Here is a 17,926-nt window from a genome sequence, read left to right on the forward strand (position 1 = left end):
GTTAGGTTAGCTTTATACTAATCGACTTAAATATCTAGTCATTCTAGTGTGCTAAATAAAGCGCTAAAGGCGTTATAAATTTTTGATGCAGAACAGCTACATATAAAAATTTATGGCTTGTTATCTCGCTATTAATTTGCCGCTATAAATGATTAATAACTTAATATGATTGGTTTTAATAAAAATTAATTCTCACGCAATGAATTTTAATTTTTAATGTATTAAGGCATCTTTTATGAATCAAACAGTGGAAAAAACAATGAAAAAAGTAGGATTAGTCGGTTGGCGTGGCATGGTTGGCTCTGTGTTATTAGAACGTATGCAACAGCAAAGTGATTTTGCACATATCGACACCACCTTTTTCACCACCTCACAAGCTGGGCAACTCGGCCCTGATATTGCTGGCGACGCAAAACCGTTATTAGATGCAAGTGATGTAAATGAACTTGCTAAAATGGATATTATTGTTACCTGCCAAGGTGGTGATTATACCAAAGCGGTTTACCCTAAATTACGCGAATCGGGTTGGGATGGTTACTGGATTGATGCAGCTTCTGCACTTCGTATGGTTGATGACAGCATTATTGTACTTGACCCTGTAAATAAAGATGTCATTGAACAAGGTTTAGAGCAAGGCGTAAAAACTTTTGTAGGCGGTAACTGTACCGTATCGTTAATGCTACTTGCTTTAGGTGGTTTGTTTGAGCAAGACTTAATAGAGTGGGTAAGCCCAATGACTTACCAAGCGGCCTCTGGTGCCGGCGCTCGTAATATGAAAGAGCTTATTGCACAAATGGGCGCTATTCATTCAAGTGTTGCCGAGCAACTAGATAATCCAAGTTCAGCTATTTTAGAAATTGATAAAATAGTGAGCGAAAAAATGGCTTCAAGCGATTTACCACAAGACCAATTTGGTGTGCCGCTAGCCGGTAGCTTAATTCCTTGGATTGACGTACCAATGCCAAGTGGCCAATCTAAAGAAGAGTGGAAAGCTCAGGTTGAAGCGAACAAAATTTTAGGCTCTTCTAAACAGCCTGTGCCAATTGATGGTTTATGTGTACGTATTGGTGCAATGCGTTGTCATAGCCAAGCAATGACCATTAAATTACGTGAAGACATTAGCGTAGAAAAAATTGAAGAAATTTTAGCTTCGCATAACGAGTGGGTTAAAGTTATCCCTAATGAGCGCGAAATTAGTGCAACTGACTTAACCCCAGTTAAAGTAACAGGTACTTTAAGTATTCCTGTTGGTCGTATTCGTAAATTAGCTATGGGTCCTAAATACATTAGCGCATTTACCGTGGGCGATCAGCTGTTATGGGGCGCTGCAGAGCCACTTCGTCGTATGCTTCGCATCATTGTAGACGGTGAATAATTTCTGCATTTAAAAGTATGTATTTAAAAGGGTTAGCATATTGCTAACCCCTTTTTTAGTTAGGGCGTGTTGACCTTAGCGGATTGAAATTTGTTCAATCTAGGGGCGATTAAATTGCGGCGCGAGGTTTGTAACCTAGTGGGCTCGATAACTGCTCCTGCGTTATTCTAATGACTTACATCCATGTAAGAATAAGTAAAAACCGAGCAAAGCTTCCGCGTCCTGCTCACGCCCCTTACCTACATCCATGTAGGCAACAAAGAGTTTATCGCCCCTAGGCAGAACCCGAAGGGCAGCGCATGTTTGGCATTTATGCTGCGTTATCGCCTATTTATGTGGAATAACCACACTTCATAGGCTCTGCCTTGCCTAAAAAACAAACACACTGCTGCAAATTCAAGCATCAAAGATCAACACGCCCTAGTGTTAGTTAAGCGGCATTGCATACGCTACTTTATTTTTTCCTTCGTGTTTTGCTATGTATAACGCTTTATCTGCTAAATCTATCGCTTTGTCTATTTGAATAGTTGCACATTTAATGCCTATAACGCCAAAGCTTGCTGTAACATTTATAAATTGTTGTTTGTATTCAATGGGCTTACTTGCAAGAGTAGTACGTAGAGTATCGGCAAATTGCTTTGCTTTTAGCTCTGAATCTCTGGCTATCAGTATTACAAATTCTTCTCCGCCTATACGGGCAAATATATCTTCTTTATTTAAACACGCTCTTACCCGTTTTGTTGCTTGGATTAGTACTTCATCTCCACCTGCATGGCCGTATTCATCATTTATATTTTTAAACGAGTCTATATCCCAATATATAAGCGATACGTGTTGTTCGCAGCTTAATTTATTTTCAAGCTTTTTTTGGCCAACGTCGTAAAAACCACGTCTGTTTATACATTGTGTGAGTACGTCGGTCATGGCGAGTTTTTGCATTTCTTGCGCTAAATCTGAGGCCATTATAAAAATAATAAATACAGCCATACCAACATGTGCAGTTGGGACTGTTATAAAATTAATGAGTGTATATAAATCTAAGTAAGCTTGGTTAACCTGGCTGCCTTGCATTAGTGCGATAGTGGCCGCAATAAATAAACATACGCCGCACAAAGTGTAAGTAATGGCAGCCCCAATTTCAGCGGGTAGCGACTTAGGTTTATGTTTTATTATAATGACGGCGTTTATTAGCAGCAGTAAAATATCGTAATAAATATATAAAGACATAAACAAACCAACATGAACGTTCACGGCTTTATAATAATAAACTGCAGCTAACGTAATCACGGCTAAAGCCAACAAATAATCGATTTTGATAGGGCTTCGGGCACGTATACTGTGTCCCCATGTTCCCAAAATAACAGACCCCATAGAAAAGCTAACAGCCAGTAGCCAATATAAGGTTTCTGATTCGAAGTAGGGCCGCAATAATATTGTACCCCATTGACACGCAGAGCACATAAATGCGCAGGCCCAAAATAACGAATATGATTTTTTCCCTAACGTATACCACGCCATTAAAAATATAACTGACCAAACAATACTGGTTAGTAAAAGAGTAATTAAAATAAAAAAGACTGGGCTCATAGGTTATATGTTCTTGTGTTAGTTACTTTTTACTGTAGTTGAGGTTGCTTGGGAATTCGAGTAAAGCTATGTATTTAAAAATTCTATTTGTAAATATTTATGTATTGTGTGTACCCACAACTCCTATGAATTGCATTTTTTGGTATAGCTTTTGCTCGTACTAATCTATTACACCTTTATTCGCTCGGTTTTCGCTGCTTTGTGGGTACTTAATTCACTTATGCAGGTATTTTTTACTCATGCCGAGATGCTAAGCCTTCACATAAGGATAGATAATGGCTTCTACTTTTAAAAATACACGCAAAAAATGGTTTTATGCTTTAGTGGTTACAGCCTTGGGGTTAATTTTACTCAGAGCTTTAGCCCCTTATGCGGTTCAATATTATGTAAATCAGCAGCTTGAACAAACCCAAGGCATAACAGGGCATGTGGGTGATGTTGATTTGTACTTATACCGAGGCGCTTACGCTGTTGATGAGGTAGAAATTTACGCGGTAGATGCCACGCAGGTGCCTAAGCCGTTACTGTCTATTGATACACTTGATTTTTCGCTTGCGTGGTCTGCTTTATTAAACGGTAATTTTGTCACCAACATGGCTTTTACCCGCCCAGAAATTGTTATTTACGATAAAGACCCAACTACCGCTGAACAAAACCAACAGGTGAAAGATGAAACCACGTGGGTAGGCCTTGCTAATGATCTCGTGCCTTTTTCAATTGATACGCTACGTATAGATAATGGTAAAGTAACCTTAGTTAACGCCACCAGCGAAGGAGAACAGCCTACTTACGTATCAAATATAAACGCTAACATTAACAATATTACCAATGCACAAAACCTCTCTAAAACCTTAGTTACGAGTTTAAAAGTAGAAGGGCAGCTTATGGGCGAAGCTAAGCTGTCTTTAAATGGTAAATTAGACCCCTTTAGTGATGAAGCTAATTTTGATTTTAATGTTGAAGTGCAGCGTTTTTCGGTTAAAAATCTCGAAACTGTTTTTAAAGTGTATACCCCATTTGACATTGAAGCCGGCGGAATAGATGGCGCAATGGAATTGGCCGCTAACAATAATAACTTAAATGGATATGTAAAAGCGGGTGTGCACGATTTAAGTGTTTTTTCGTGGCGCGAAGATATTGAAAAAGATGATGACGGCCTATTTACCGCTATTTTTGAAGGCAGTATTGATTTACTCAGCTCGCTATTAGAAAACGATGAGTCAAAGCTGGTGGCTGCTCGGGTGCCCATAGATGGGCAATTAGATAACGCTGATGTATCTACTTTTGAAGCCGTGGTTTCGGTATTAAAAAATGCGTTTTTTGAAGCATTTAAAATGAAGGTTGATAATGTTATTTCGTTTGAAAGCACGCAAGAACAACAAGGTGAGTAACTAAAAGCCCTTTGTATTAACTCAATACAAAGGGCTTTTTAAGTTTTAGCAAGTAAAATAGATCAGCTATTTATTGGAGTTGGTAATATCTGAGGTTTTACTTAATAACGTTTTTAGCTCAGCTATTTGCGCTTGTAGTTCAACCACTTGTCCTTGCGTTGCAGGAAGTGAGTTATTATCCGCTTTTAGCTCACGGGCATTTCGGTGCTCCTCGCTCATTACTTCTAAAATGGCACCTACCATCATGTTTAAAAACACAAACGCGGTTAAAAAGATAAACGTGAGGTAGTAAATCCAGCTCAGCTCGTACACCGCCATGGTTTCGTACATAATGTCGGTCCAATCTTCAAAGGTGGCTATCCTAAATAGCGTTAACATTGAAATGGATACATCTTGCCAAAGCACCGGATTAATATCGGCAAACATCATACTGCCCATGGCTGCGTAAATATAAAAAATAACAAACATAAGCAGTGCTATATAGCCCATTTGCGGAATGGCTTTAAGTAACGAATTTACAAGCAAACGCAGCTCAGGGATCATAGATACTAAACGCAGTACCCTAAATATACGCAGCAATCGGGCAAGTAACATGGTTGAGCCTGCAGCTGGGTATAAGCTGCCAAGTACAATAATGGTATCGAATATATTCCAGCCCTTTGAAAAGAAGTCTTTTATTCCTTTACTTGCAATAAAGCGAATAATGAGCTCGATTAAAAAGAAAGCTGTGATCCCTACATCCATCCAATTTAGAATAAATTCTACAGTGGGGTGAAGAGAATATGTATGAGCACCTACGGTGAGGGCAGAAACAACAATGACAGCTATAACAAATGATTGAAATATCTTGCTTTTGTCTATACGCTGAAACAGCTTTTGTAACTGCGACATCATAATTATGGGTCCTATGCAAAGTCAGGTTTTTATGACGCTAATATACAATAATATTGTTGCTTTCGATAACGAAAGTGTAAGGAATTCTAATGTTAATCAGTCAAATAACTAAAAGCGCATTGCTGTTTGTGGGATTTTCGGTACTTGCGGGGTGTAGCTCCGACGCTCGCTTTCACGAAATTCAATCAGCACGTTTAGATGAATGTAATTATAAAGCCGATAAAGAGTATTACGAGTGCCTTGAAAATCAAGATAAAAATTTTGAAGAGTATCAAAAACAGCAAAGTGAACAAACACAATAATTTATGACTAAAACACAAAAATTGCGTGATAAACAAATACGCCAAGCCCTCACCAACGCCTGTGAACAAATAAAAGCGACTCATTATGGTTTTGCTTATTTAACTCACACCATTGATTTAAAAAATGAAGCAAAGTCACTAAAAATAAGCTGCTATTTTGAAGATGATATAGCCTATAACGACACCGAAGCGCATTTTTCTCAGCTAGTCGATATTATTAACGCTGAGCTTAGCAAAATAAGCTTACCGGTAGCGGCTAAGCAAATAGCGTTTTTAGTTGATTAACATTGGTTTGCCTAGCTATGGACGTTATAATTACCAAAATTATTTTTAGGATGTAAAGCATGGCTGTTCCATCGCGCTCGCAAATCACACCAGGTACAACCGTAAATATTGTATTAAAAGAAGATCAACGCAGCGGCACATTAACTCAAGGTGTAGTTGAGCGTTTATTAACTAAATCACCTAATCACCCGCATGGTATTAAAGTACGCCTAGAAGATGGTCAAGTCGGCCGAGTAAAAGAGATTTTATAATGACAGCGTTAACAGAGCAGGAATTTTGGGATTTAGTGACCACGCCTGAGTTAGGGCTCGACCCACAAAGCGTAAGCGACAACTTAAAAGCTAAATTGAGCGATTTAACCGACGAGCAGCTCATTGCTTTTGATAAATTTTTTGGTATTCACATGCGCAAATGTTTTACCTGGGATTTATTTGGTGCCGCATTTGTTATGGCTGGCTGTAACGACGAATACGGTTTTAGCGAATTTAGGTGCTGGCTCATCTCCCGCGGGGAGACGGTATTTAATAACGCATTAAGCAATGCCGACTCACTTGCACAGTGCTCCCCTGTGTATTATTTAAATGAGCAACCTTACCCTTATATTGATGAATACGACTTAATAGCCGGTTTATTATTTGAAGAGCGTAATGACGACGAATTACCTTTTGTACCCTCAGGCGAGCAACCGGCAGGTAAACGCTTTAAAGATAAACCCAAGTTTTTAAAACAAAGCTATCCGCAATTATTTGCAAAATACTGGCAGTAATACTCAACGTTATTTACATTCAAGATGGTTGCATTTAACGCCACCATCTTGAATTTTCCTTTCACAGTTGTTCACAATCGTACCCATTTATTCACTTTTTTTAAATGACTCTATGTTAATAGTTATGTTACATTAATGTGTTTTTAACTGAACAAACACTGAATATAACAATATACGACATAGGAATGTTATGTATAAAACACTCTCATCAGGATTGATAGCGTTTTGCTTTTTAAATTCGCTAAGTGCACACGCGGCGGTTTCGCAACGAGTAAACAAATCATCTTTATCAGAAGTTAACTTACTTTTAAATCAAAGCGTAGGTTTAACTAATCAGGCATCCACCCATTCTTACTTTATTGAGTTAGATACGCCTCAAGCCTTAAATGCAAAACAAACTCGGTCATCAGCTAAAAAGATGCAGCAGTTTTTCGCAGGCGTGCCTATTTGGGGGCAGCAAATACGAGTGCAATCTAGCAATCAACACATAAGTGGTTTTTTTGCGAAAAATATCGATGCTATATCTTTAAATAAAACGGCTAATAATCAGTTTGACGAATTTTCTGCGGTTAAATCTATTTTAGTAAACGCTAAACTTGATGAATCTACCGCTTATCAAGTATTAAACAACAAACGTTATGTTTATATTGATAACGGAGTCGCACATTTTGCTCGCTTAATTGAATTAAATGTATTTGAAAATGGCGTTGAAAAAAAGCCAATAGGTTTAGTAAGTGAATCTGATTACAGTGTATTTAAACAGTGGAATAATATTAAAAGTGCCCAAGGTACAGGCCCTGGCGGTAATACAAAAATAGGGCAGTATGAATACGGCACTGACGTTGAAGCACTGGATGTGACGCAGCGTGGTGAAATGTGTTTTTTAGAAAACGAGAAAGTTAAAACTGTCACCATGGAGTCGGGTTTTGAGCCAAGTGAAGCTTACTCTTTTGCCTGTGATAGGAATACTTACAAAGAAGTAAATGGAGCTTACTCTCCACTAAATGATGCCCATGCATTTGGTACTGCGGTATTTGATATGTATCAACAGTGGTACAACACGGCTCCGCTTACTTTTCAACTGTTGATGCGTGTTCACAGTGGTGATAACTGGGAAAATGCAACGTGGAATGGTCAGGCCATGACCTTTGGCGATGGCGCTGATAGGTTTTACCCGTTGGTTTCACTTGATATTGTATCTCATGAGGTAAGTCATGGTTTTACTAGTCAAAACTCTAATTTAATTTATGCAGAACAATCTGGTGGAATAAACGAATCTTTTTCTGATATGGCGGGTGAAACAGCCGAGTACTTTTTACGCGCAGAGACTGATTGGTTATCTGGCGCTGATATTTCAAAAACTAGCCCCGCACTTCGTTATTTTGAAACGCCATCACTAGATGGGCTTTCGATTGACCACGCAAGTGAATATTACTCAGGTATGGATGTTCACTTTAGTAGTGGTGTTTTTAATCGTGCTTTCTTCCTACTTTCGAACACTGATGGTTGGGACCCTAAAAAAGCGTTCGAGATAATGCTTTTTGCAAATCAAAACTATTGGGTTAACTCTAGTGATTTTATTGATGGAGCCTGTGGTGCTATAAATTCTGCTATTGATTTAAGGTATGAAGCTAACGATGTCATTGTAGCATTTAATGAAGTAGGCGTTACTTGCGATAACATTCAGTTTATAGATGCCGATGGCGACTTAATGGATGATAACTGGGAGCTGTTTTACGGATTAGATCCTAGTAATGCTGATGACGCTGGACTTGATTTAGACCAAGATGGTTTAACAAACCTTGAAGAATACTTAGCGAATACTTTCCCTAATGTAACGGATACCGACTCAGATGATCTATCAGATTATGATGAAGTTAATGTATACCTTACTGAACCTAACAATGCAGACTCTGACTTTGACCGCATGTCTGATGGCTGGGAAGTTTCGTTTTCATTAAACCCATTAAATGCAGATGATGCTCAACTTGATTTAGACTCAGACACATGGAGTAATGTCATCGAGTTCTTTGGTAACAGTGACCCTTCAGACGCAAGCTCTGAGCCGGTCGTTTTTCCTGAAACAACCTTTGACTTCGATGATGCAGCTGTTCCAGATTTGCTTATTTCGTCAAATTTACAAACGCCTTGGGTAACAACTCAAATTAATGAAAATTCTGGCTTTGTGTTGACTAATAACGACATTACAGACAACCAATCAACCAGTGTTGAGTTTAGCTTTTTAAATAGCGAGCAAGGCTATGTAAACTTTAACTACGCATTAGACACAGAAGTTGGTTATGACTATTTTACTGTTTATATTAATGGTTCAATTGTTTTAGATGAGTCAGGAATAAGCCAGTGGAAAGAGGCGTCTTTCCAAGTTCCTGCTGGGCTAAATACTGTTAAGTTTACTTATTCTAAAGATATGTCCGTTTCTACTCCTGCAGATGCTGTATATATAGATAATTTATATATAGGGCCTAATTTTCCTGATGCTGATAATGACGGTATGTCTGATTCTTGGGAATTACAGCATGGTCTTGATATAAATAATAGTGAAGATGCATCACTTGATGCTGACGCGGATGGCTTATCTAACCTTTTAGAGTTTTTAAACGCGGGTTTACCAAATAACCCTGATACAGATGGCGATACTATCCCTGATGGCTGGGAGTACAATAATAGTTTAGATTTAACCAGCTCGTCTGATGCAGCAGAAGATGCAGATAATGATGGATTTTCAAATCTAACCGAGTATTTAGCAAACACTGATCCGCAGTCAGATACTTCTTTCCCTGTTGCTTTAAACCTCACTACCTCCTTTGAAGGCTCTGCACTACCTAGTTGGATGGTTGAAGCCGAAGGTTCTAGTGCTCCTTGGTTTATTACGAATGATTTTGCGACCGACGGTATACAAAGTATTCGCTCAGGCGTTATTAGTCACTCACAGTTTAGTAGCTTCACCGTAACAGGTTTATTTGAAGAGAGTGTATTAGCATTCGATTATAAAATTGAATCAGAGTCTTGCTGCGATTTTTTAAGTATTACTATTGATGGACAACCCGTTTTTGAGCGTAATGACCGAGGTAATTCAAATACCACAGAAGCAACGTCTATTGTGCTTAACCTAAGCGAAGGGCTTCATAAAATTGAATTTAAATATTATAAAGACGGTTCTGTCTCATTCGGTGCCGATACTGTATGGCTTGATAACTTTGCTTTATTTTCTCCAACTGATTTAACAGATACTGATAACGATCAACTGCCAGATTACTGGGAATTAGTTAATGGATTAAATCGCCTTGATGCAAGTGATGCTGCATCTGATGCTGATACTGACGGTCTTTCAGCCCTAGAAGAATTTAACCTAGGAACAAATCCAACCTCAGCAGATACAGATGGTGATGAACTAAGTGATGGCTATGAGGTAAGTAATGACCTTTTACCTTTAGATGCTGCAGATGCTAATTTAGATTACGATGCGGATGGTTATACAAATATTCAGGAGTTTTACTCTCAGAGTCTAGCTAACGATGCTTCATCATTAGTGCAATCTTTTACGCAATTAAATGAAAGCTTTGAAGATGGCCTTCTTCCGACTAAGTTTACCGAACTTGCCGTTAACTCTTGGGGTTGGCAAGCTAATACAAGTTGGTCAACTTTGGGCGATGCAAGCCTTAGCTTAGCATTAACGCCTACTAGCAAGGTTGGGGGGTTTGCCATTGCGGGGTTATTTGAAGCCGGTTTTATTAATTTAGACTATTTGGTTTATGACTCTCCAGCGCTGCAAATAAGCTTAAATGGTAGCCCTATAGATGTAAATCGTGGTAGCCAGTCTCGTTTATTGTTACCGGTAGATGATGGTTTTAACATTATTAAAGTTAAATATGAGGACTTATACCTTCAGCAGCAACCGTTATCAGTTGATAACATTACCTGGTCTGCAGATATAGACCTCACCAGCGACTATGATTCGGACGGTATTCCTGATTTTTGGGAAGTTGAATATGGGCTAAATGCTTTAGAACCCTACGACGCTAATTATGACGCCGACTATGATGGTTTGACTAATTTACAAGAGTATCAACTTTCGGGTAATCCGCTTAGCTCAGATTCAGATGGTGATGGTGTTCAAGACAGTGAAGATAGCCACCCAGATGATGCAAGCCGCGGTGAAAATAGTCCGCCTGAGTTTATATCGAGTCTTGAGCCGATTACGCTTGAAGCGACTTCACAAAATACTAATTTCACCCGCCTATATACTCCAGAGGCAAGGGATAACGGCCATTTAGAGCCTCAAGTATACACAAGCTCAGGGTCTTACTTGCCCCTTGGCGAGCACCAGATTACATGGATTGCACGAGATAATGTTGGTAACGAAACATCGGCTATACAAACAGTCACACTTGTTGATACAACTGCCCCGATTATCCAACCGTATACTTTTAGTGTTTATGGCAGCACGATTACGGCTATAAAAAATGCACTTTTAGATAGTCGTGTTATTTACGATAGTGTTTCAGCTATAACGCTTCTGGAAATTGATGATAGCTTTGTATTTAGAACGGGTGATGTATCTATTCCTGTATCTGCTGTTGATGAAGCTGGAAATCATGTATCAGGCGACGTAAGGGCTATGATTTTCCCTGAAATCAGTATTCAGCCTACTACGTATGTGTATCAAAATGGTAATGTGCTTGTAGATGTTTTTATTAGCGGCGCTAACCCATACGGTTACTCTAGCTTTCATTTACAAGCTAATAATAGTAGCCAGTATTTTACTACTAATCAGTATGGACCTATTAAGCTTGAGTTAGCGCGAGAATTTGTAGGCAGCGTAGCAAGTATTAGTGTCCTATCTAATGGTAATGCGTTTATAGACAAAAATGATAACAGCCAGCTAGTGTACTTAAGTGAAGAGGCACAGGCGCAGTTTATTACTGATTTTTATCAAAATGGTAAAGCAGTTAATAAAACTATTCAGCGTTCTTTACCTGACTTTAATGCCACCATTAAGTTAGTAAATTTACCTAGTACAGGTAGTGATGTATCCCTTGAGCTTATTGGCCCCACAGGTGTTGATTTTTACATTTATAAAACAGCTGATTCACAGTGGGATGTTTCATTTAGCGCAAATCTTTCTGAGCAAACCAATAATATAGATTTAACTTTACGTGTAAAACAAGGTGATGAACTACTAGCAACTAAGCAAACTAGTTTACGTATTGTTGATAGCGTTATATTTGATGACCCTGAGCTAGATACTGATGGCGACGGTATACCTGATATTGAAGAGGGAGTAGGTGATAGTGATAAAGATGGTATTGCTGATTACCTAGATAGCACTTCTACTACTAATACAGCTATCTTAGCTTCAGGTGATAGTGCTCACAGTATTGATGAGTTTAATCACTTAGCTGTAGGTAGCATTAAAGAGGCTCTAGCAGCGGGTTATATTGCTGATATGTCTATTTCTGAACAAGCGCTTAGCACTTATTTCTCAGATTTAGATATAATAGAACCTCACTTCCAAGCTAAAAGTGATGTAATTAACCTTCGTGTTACGTTATCTAATTCATCAAGCACCGCAGAAATTGCACTACCTGAGTATGTAAATGCAATTTTAAGCTCAGATATGCAAGTAAGAGTACTAACCGCTGCAGGTTGGCAGTCGGCCACTGTATTATCAGGTAATGTATATGAGCAAGTGTGTTCACGCTGCTTTAGCTTTGCAATCGCAGATGGTAGCGCATTCGACCTTGATGGAGAGGTTAATGGGGTTATTGAAGTTGTGGCAAAACTAGCGCAGGAGAGTCTAAATCAGGCGCCAGTATTAGATGTAGATATGCCGGCCACAATAGAAGAGCTTGCTACTATTGAGCTTGATGCTTCTGGCTCTACTGACCCTGATGGAGATACGTTATCTTACGAATGGCGTGTTGAACACCCTCAGTTATCCATTACAGCTGAGGATAGTCAAGGTAAAGCGGTACTTACCGTGGGTGAGCTTGAGCAAACGGTTGATGCGGATATTACGTTAGTGGTATCAGATGGCTATGAGCAATTTACGCAAGTATACACCGTTAGCTTTTTACATGTAAATCAGCTTCCAAGTGTAGAATTAAGTACATCTGCGGTTTCGGTTAAAGAAGGTCAGGAAGTTTCAGTGACAGCGTCTGCAAGCGATAAAGAATCCTCAGAGCTTTCTTTTAAGTGGGTTCAAACAATGGGTGTAGAAGTGGCGCTAAGCGATGTTGACTCCAGCACACTTAAGTTTACAGCGCCGAGTGTGTCGCAAACTACAGAGCTGGGCTTCAAGCTTATTGTATCTGATGGTGAAGGTGAGACTGAGCAAAGTTTAGCTGTGACTGTCACTAATGCATCTGGCACAAGTAGTGAAAAGGGCAGTGGCGGTGGTTCATTAGCCTTCATGTTACTGTTTTTAGCATTTTCTGTTGTGTACACAAGAGCGCAGTGCTTTAAGTAACACTTACTAATAAATATATTCTTATATTGATAAAAGCCCCTTGATGTATTCAAGGGGCTTTTTCTTTTATGAACCAAATGTATTTTAAGTAAGTATAGAGTTGAGTGTGTTATGCTATTTTTATTAGTAATGAGTTGGAATTTTAATGAGTTATCGTAAAATTTTATTATGTATGAGCTGTTTATTTCTAAGTAATGTACTTTTTGCTAAAACTGTTACGCCGAGTAATAAAAGCCGTTTTATACCGTTATTAAAAACAATGCTTGGCGATTACCAGGTGGTAACTGCTAACTCCCCACTGTGTGTGGATAGTCAGTTGAGTTTAATTAACCCAGTTTACCCAGACGCGGGTTTTAAATTAGGCGAGCATATTGCGTTTGAAAGTTTACACAACGGCACCCGTACAACTAAAAAGCCAAATTTTTGTTTTGTAACTAGCTCGTATAAATACAAAAGTGATGGTGTTGATAACAGCTTAAAAATGAGCCGCTGTATTGACCCCAATAACGAAGAAACTATCAGACAAAGCATTAAGTTTACCAGTGTTACAACGCTCAAATATACGCAGAATACCCCCGCAGTAGAGTGCACATTTACAAGGCAGGTTGATTAACTTACTTACAATGAATTTGCGGTATATCGTGCCAGCGCGTTGTGTATTGGGGCGATAAGTAATCTCTGTTCATATGCCAGCCTTGGTTTAGTTTGCTGCTGGCTAGGGTGAGTATACCTTTTCCGTAGCGGTTGTTTATTGTATCAAGACACTGCATTAATTTAGGGTTATCAGCACTTTGGCTAAATAAATCAGTTTGCTGATACTGCACCGAGGTAAGCTCTAAAGCGCCTACACCACATTTATAAAACCGTACACCTGGTTGGTAAATATGAGTAAATACTTCTGAGACTGCATTTGCCATTACGCAGGTATCGTTAGTGGGGGTGGCAAATTTATATATAAACGACTTTTTACAATAGCGGTCTTCGTGTTTGCCAGTGGCGGCAAATATATAAAGCTGTTTTGCTAATGAGCGCTGCCCTCGTAGTTTACTGGCAACCGTGGTTACGTGGTTAATAAGGGCGGTTTTAAGTGCAGTTGGCTCACTGATCCGCTCACCAAAGCTGCGAGTAGAATATATTTCTCGCTTATCTTGGCGTACATCGTCCCATGTTAAGCACGCAATACCATTTAGCTCACTTACGGTACGCTCTACCACCACACTAAACGCGCGGCGCATGGTTTTAGGGTTTTGCTGTGCCAGATCCCACGCGGTATGTATGTTCATTATATTAAGCTTTTTAGCTAGGCGCTTACCTATGCCCCATACATCGGCGCAGCTCATTCTTTGTAAAATTGCTTGGCGGCTTTGCTCGTTATTTATAACGGCCACCCCATCAAACCCGCTTAGCTTTTTAGCTGCATGGTTAGCGGCTTTTGCCAAAGTAGGGGTTGGGCCAAAACCAACACCCACAGGGAGTTTAGTTTCGCGCCAAACGGTGCGCCTTATTGTATGCCCGTACTCGTGCCAGTTTTGTATAAGGGGGGTGTAGCCATTAAAATGCAAAAACGACTCATCAATACTGTATATGTATTGTGTGTCGCAAAAGCGGCCAATTACGTTCATCATTTTGGCGCTTAAATCGGCGTACAACTCATAGTTACTCGAACGTACAACCACCTTGTGTTGCTCAAGCAGGTGCTTAACTTTAAAATAAGGGCCAAATTTAGGAATGTTTAAGCGCCGAGCAATCGGGCATACCGCACATACGCAGCCATCGTTATTAGTTAAAACCACCACAGGTTTAGAGCGAATAGCGGGGTCGAACACTTTTTCGGCACTGGCATAAAATGCAACGGCATCGACTAAGGCGTACATTTTAATAGCTCAGGGCTTGGGCGGTGCATTCTAATTGATAGTGTAACCACTCCCTCTAACTGAAACTCATCAGCTGAGGTTAGTTGTACCGGCTTATGTAAAGGCGATGCAGAGAGTAACCGCGCATTGGTTTTATCTAATAGCTTACACACAAATAAGCCATTTAAGTTGGCAACAATAACATCGCCGTTATCGGCTTGCTCAGCACGGTCTACAAGCAGTAAGTCGCCTTCAAAAATCCCCACCTCTTGCATGGAATTACCCGAGGCAATACCAATAAAGGTGGCGTCGGGGTGCTTTATTAATAGCTCATCAAGAGAAACACCGAGCTCAGCGTATTGCGCCGCGGGCGATTCAAACCCACACACACCAGCTTCTATATAAACGGGAATAACAAACATAACACAACCTAAAACGCATATACTGTATAAGTGTACAGTATATGCGTTTTGTGTAAGTTATGCCAAGAAATGAAAGACAGATCACGCCATGTTTTTGATCATTTGTTGCGCGGTATCTAAAAAGTCTTTGATTTGCTGCGGGTTTAAGTTTTTACACATTTGATCATTTATTTGCTGCTCAGAGGCTAATAACTTATCAAATAATGTATTGCCTTGTTCGGTGAGCGACAAAATAAAGCAGCGTTTGTCGTGCTCACTTGCTTGCTTATTAATAAGGTTTAAGGCAATAAGATCTTTAATTAAGCGGGCAATTTGGGCTTTGTCGCGCTGTGTTTTAGTCACAATGTCGTTAGCGGTACAGTTAGATGTACTGGCAATAATGTGTATACAACGCACGTGCATAGCATTAATACCCAGGTCGCCTGCGTTAATAGCCTCACGTATTGTTACGCGGTAATTTTGCATCAGCTCAAATAGGGTATTTGATAAAAGCGTGTTCATAAGCTCTCTAATGGTTGACAATATCAATTAGTTTGTTATAGTTGATTTTATCAACCAATGGGGCGTTGTGCAATGCTTGCTTTAAAAAGCAGTTAACTATTTTGTTAAACGAGGTGATTTTAAATGGGTAAACAAGTTCGCAAAGCTACGGTACTAAGTACTGAACAAATAACACCGCATTTACAGCGCATTGTTGTAGGCTCAAGTGAGTTTTCGGATTTAACGCAAGCGCATATTGGCAGCTATGTAAAAGTGCTTATTCCCCAAAATGGCAAAGTTGATTTTAATTTAAAAACCGCGTGCATGCGCTCTTACACAATAAGAGACGTTGATGATGCAACGGGCGCGTTAACGCTCGACTTTGTAATAAACATGCACCAAGGTCCGGCTACGCAATGGGCTATAACTGCAAAAGTAGGTGACGAGGTTGGCATAGCAGGCCCTGGCCCTAAAAAGCTTGATAATTACCAGCATCCGCATTATGTATTGCTAGGCGATTTAACCTCAGTTAATGCAATAAAAGGGTACATGCAGCAGTTACCCGCCAGCGCAAAAATTGACGCGTTTGTGCATGCCCCTACAGAGCAAGACATTATTGATTTACAAACGCAGCGCGATGTTAATTGGTTAATTACAGATACCCCAGATACCGATATGTTCAGCGCGCTTAACAATTTGCCACACACAAACGAGCCACCTATTGTATTTATGGCATTAGAGGCAGGGTTAGTACGCAAAGCAAAAACCTTACTTACCCAGGATTGTAATATACCGCGTAGTAATATAGTTTCCTCTGGTTATTGGAAAAAAGGCGTAGACTCAGAGGGTTATAAAAAAGAGCGTCAGCAAAGCCCTGAGCTTGCATAAATACCTTAGAGCAAAACAGCCTAACGCTATTTTGCTTTTATCCGTTACCTAACTTGAATTGAATAAATAGCAGACCCATTTAAGTGTTTTATGCTGATGATGAAGCCAATTGTTAGCATGCATTTTAAGGAGCTGCTATTTTGTTATCTTCCATTCCCTTTTCGTTATTAGAGCTTGCCCCCATGATCAAAGGGGACAGCGTTTCTCATACGCTCAATAAAACCACTAAATACGCCCAGCGTGCCGACCAATTAGGGTTTAATCGCTTTTGGCTGGCCGAGCATCACAATATGCCCGGTATAATTTGTGCTGCTACTTCAATATTAGTAGGTCACATTGCAGGTAAAACTCAGCGTATACGGGTTGGCTCTGGCGGAATAATGCTGCCGAATCATTCTCCCTTAGTTGTGGCTGAGCAATTTGGTACGTTAGAGAGTTTATACCCTGGACGAATAGATTTAGGCCTTGGCCGCGCCCCTGGTAGTGATCCAGTAACTAGCCGTGCACTAAATAATGATATGAGCCGCGCAGAAAACTTCCCGGGGGAGGTAACAGAGCTACAAACATTATTAGGCCCATACAATGGCACACACCCTATACGTGCTATTCCGGGGGAGGACACAAACGTACCGCTTTGGTTATTAGGCTCAAGTTTGTTTAGCGCCCAATTGGCCGCGCAAAAAGGGTTGCCTTATGTATTTGCAGGGCACTTTGCACCACGTTTTGTACACGATGCCATCGCACTATATAAGCGAGAATTTAAAGCCTCAAATGTACTCGATAAACCCTATGTAATGCTTGCCTTACCGCTGGTGGCAGCAGAAACCGATGAAGAAGCGCAATACCTTTCTACCACCTCAAAGCAACGCGTGCTTGAATTAATACGCGGCAAAGAGCTGTGGCTAAAGCCACCGGTAGAGAGTATGGAAGGTTTATGGAGTGAGCAAGAGCGCGCCCACGTAGAAAACTTTTTAAGCTTAAGCGTTGTTGGCGGGCATGTGAGTATAAAACATAAATTACAAATGATAGCGAAAGAGCTAGAAGTGGATGAGTTTATATTTACCAACGATGTTTACGACAGCGAAAAACGCCACCGAGCTCTAGAAATTTTAATGGAAATAAAGCATTAATTAAAAAAGGAAGTGTTTAGTTAAGCAAGCGTACACACAAGCCTTGCTACTATGTAGACATCA

At 39.9% G+C, this 17,926-nt stretch carries 15 protein-coding genes; 10 read left to right on the forward strand and 5 right to left on the reverse strand.

What is annotated here, in order from left to right; translation table 11 throughout:
* Window positions 1-235 precede the first annotated feature (235 nt).
* Window positions 236-1,375 (forward strand): aspartate-semialdehyde dehydrogenase, encoded by a 1,140-nt coding sequence (gene asd, locus PSH50_RS10720; RefSeq protein WP_039972138.1) that lies wholly within the window; start codon window positions 236-238, stop codon window positions 1,373-1,375.
* Between the two features lie 426 nt (window positions 1,376-1,801).
* On the opposite strand, the gene PSH50_RS10725 is transcribed toward asd, so the two are convergent.
* A complete protein-coding gene (locus PSH50_RS10725) occupies window positions 1,802-2,602 on the reverse strand; it encodes a GGDEF domain-containing protein (RefSeq protein ID WP_273606977.1) in 801 nt (266 codons plus the stop codon).
* Between the two features lie 635 nt (window positions 2,603-3,237).
* Here PSH50_RS10725 and PSH50_RS10730 point away from each other — a divergent pair.
* Window positions 3,238-4,353, forward strand: coding sequence for a DUF748 domain-containing protein (locus PSH50_RS10730; protein WP_121638539.1), 1,116 nt, complete (start codon window positions 3,238-3,240; stop codon window positions 4,351-4,353).
* A gap of 66 nt (window positions 4,354-4,419) precedes the next feature.
* On the opposite strand, the gene PSH50_RS10735 is transcribed toward PSH50_RS10730, so the two are convergent.
* Window positions 4,420-5,247: an ion transporter gene (locus PSH50_RS10735; RefSeq protein ID WP_004586335.1), complete on the reverse strand. Its 828-nt coding sequence runs from the start codon at window positions 5,245-5,247 to the stop codon at window positions 4,420-4,422.
* 89 nt (window positions 5,248-5,336) lie between these two features.
* Between PSH50_RS10735 and PSH50_RS10740 the strand changes: the two genes are divergently transcribed.
* The 6 genes from PSH50_RS10740 to PSH50_RS10765 all read left to right on the forward strand — a co-directional run bounded on the left by PSH50_RS10740 (window position 5,337) and on the right by PSH50_RS10765 (window position 13,703).
* Window positions 5,337-5,549: a hypothetical protein gene (locus PSH50_RS10740; RefSeq protein WP_055254185.1), complete on the forward strand. Its 213-nt coding sequence runs from the start codon at window positions 5,337-5,339 to the stop codon at window positions 5,547-5,549.
* 3 nt (window positions 5,550-5,552) lie between these two features.
* The gene (locus tag PSH50_RS10745) at window positions 5,553-5,834 is read left to right on the forward strand and encodes a hypothetical protein (RefSeq protein WP_273586375.1); all 282 of its coding nucleotides are present in this window, start codon (window positions 5,553-5,555) and stop codon (window positions 5,832-5,834) included.
* A 59-nt stretch (window positions 5,835-5,893) separates the two neighbouring features.
* On the forward strand, window positions 5,894-6,085 hold the full coding sequence (locus PSH50_RS10750; RefSeq protein ID WP_004586332.1) for a YwbE family protein: 192 nt from the start codon (window positions 5,894-5,896) through the stop codon (window positions 6,083-6,085).
* A complete protein-coding gene (locus PSH50_RS10755) occupies window positions 6,085-6,600 on the forward strand; it encodes a DUF4240 domain-containing protein (protein ID WP_096043004.1) in 516 nt (171 codons plus the stop codon). Before PSH50_RS10750 ends, PSH50_RS10755 begins: the two co-directional genes overlap by 1 nt.
* A gap of 190 nt (window positions 6,601-6,790) precedes the next feature.
* Window positions 6,791-13,090: a M4 family metallopeptidase gene (locus PSH50_RS10760; RefSeq protein ID WP_273586376.1), complete on the forward strand. Its 6,300-nt coding sequence runs from the start codon at window positions 6,791-6,793 to the stop codon at window positions 13,088-13,090.
* Between the two features lie 145 nt (window positions 13,091-13,235).
* Window positions 13,236-13,703 carry a hypothetical protein gene (locus PSH50_RS10765; RefSeq protein ID WP_273586377.1) on the forward strand — a complete coding sequence of 156 codons (468 nt, stop codon included), beginning with the start codon at window positions 13,236-13,238 and terminating at the stop codon, window positions 13,701-13,703.
* Between the two features lies 1 nt (window position 13,704).
* Here the strand turns inward: PSH50_RS10765 and PSH50_RS10770 are convergent, their stop codons facing one another.
* The 3 genes from PSH50_RS10770 to PSH50_RS10780 form a co-directional block, all read right to left on the reverse strand.
* Window positions 13,705-14,964, reverse strand: a complete 1,260-nt coding sequence (locus tag PSH50_RS10770) for a Y-family DNA polymerase (protein WP_248462053.1) — start codon at window positions 14,962-14,964, stop codon at window positions 13,705-13,707.
* Window positions 14,952-15,365: a S24 family peptidase gene (locus PSH50_RS10775; RefSeq protein ID WP_004586327.1), complete on the reverse strand. Its 414-nt coding sequence runs from the start codon at window positions 15,363-15,365 to the stop codon at window positions 14,952-14,954. Before PSH50_RS10775 ends, PSH50_RS10770 begins: the two co-directional genes overlap by 13 nt.
* 81 nt (window positions 15,366-15,446) lie before the next feature.
* Entirely contained in the window at window positions 15,447-15,866 is a 420-nt protein-coding gene (locus PSH50_RS10780; protein WP_004586326.1) for a MarR family winged helix-turn-helix transcriptional regulator, read from the reverse strand.
* 123 nt (window positions 15,867-15,989) lie between these two features.
* Here PSH50_RS10780 and PSH50_RS10785 point away from each other — a divergent pair, with 123 nt between their 5' ends.
* Window positions 15,990-16,733, forward strand: coding sequence for a siderophore-interacting protein (locus tag PSH50_RS10785; protein WP_273586378.1), 744 nt, complete (start codon window positions 15,990-15,992; stop codon window positions 16,731-16,733).
* 140 nt (window positions 16,734-16,873) lie between these two features.
* On the forward strand, window positions 16,874-17,863 hold the full coding sequence (locus PSH50_RS10790) for an LLM class flavin-dependent oxidoreductase (RefSeq protein ID WP_004586324.1): 990 nt from the start codon (window positions 16,874-16,876) through the stop codon (window positions 17,861-17,863).
* Window positions 17,864-17,926: the final 63 nt, after the last annotated feature.

The sequence above is a fragment of the Pseudoalteromonas sp. Angola-7 genome (assembly GCF_028599255.1).
Classification (GTDB): domain Bacteria; phylum Pseudomonadota; class Gammaproteobacteria; order Enterobacterales; family Alteromonadaceae; genus Pseudoalteromonas; species Pseudoalteromonas atlantica.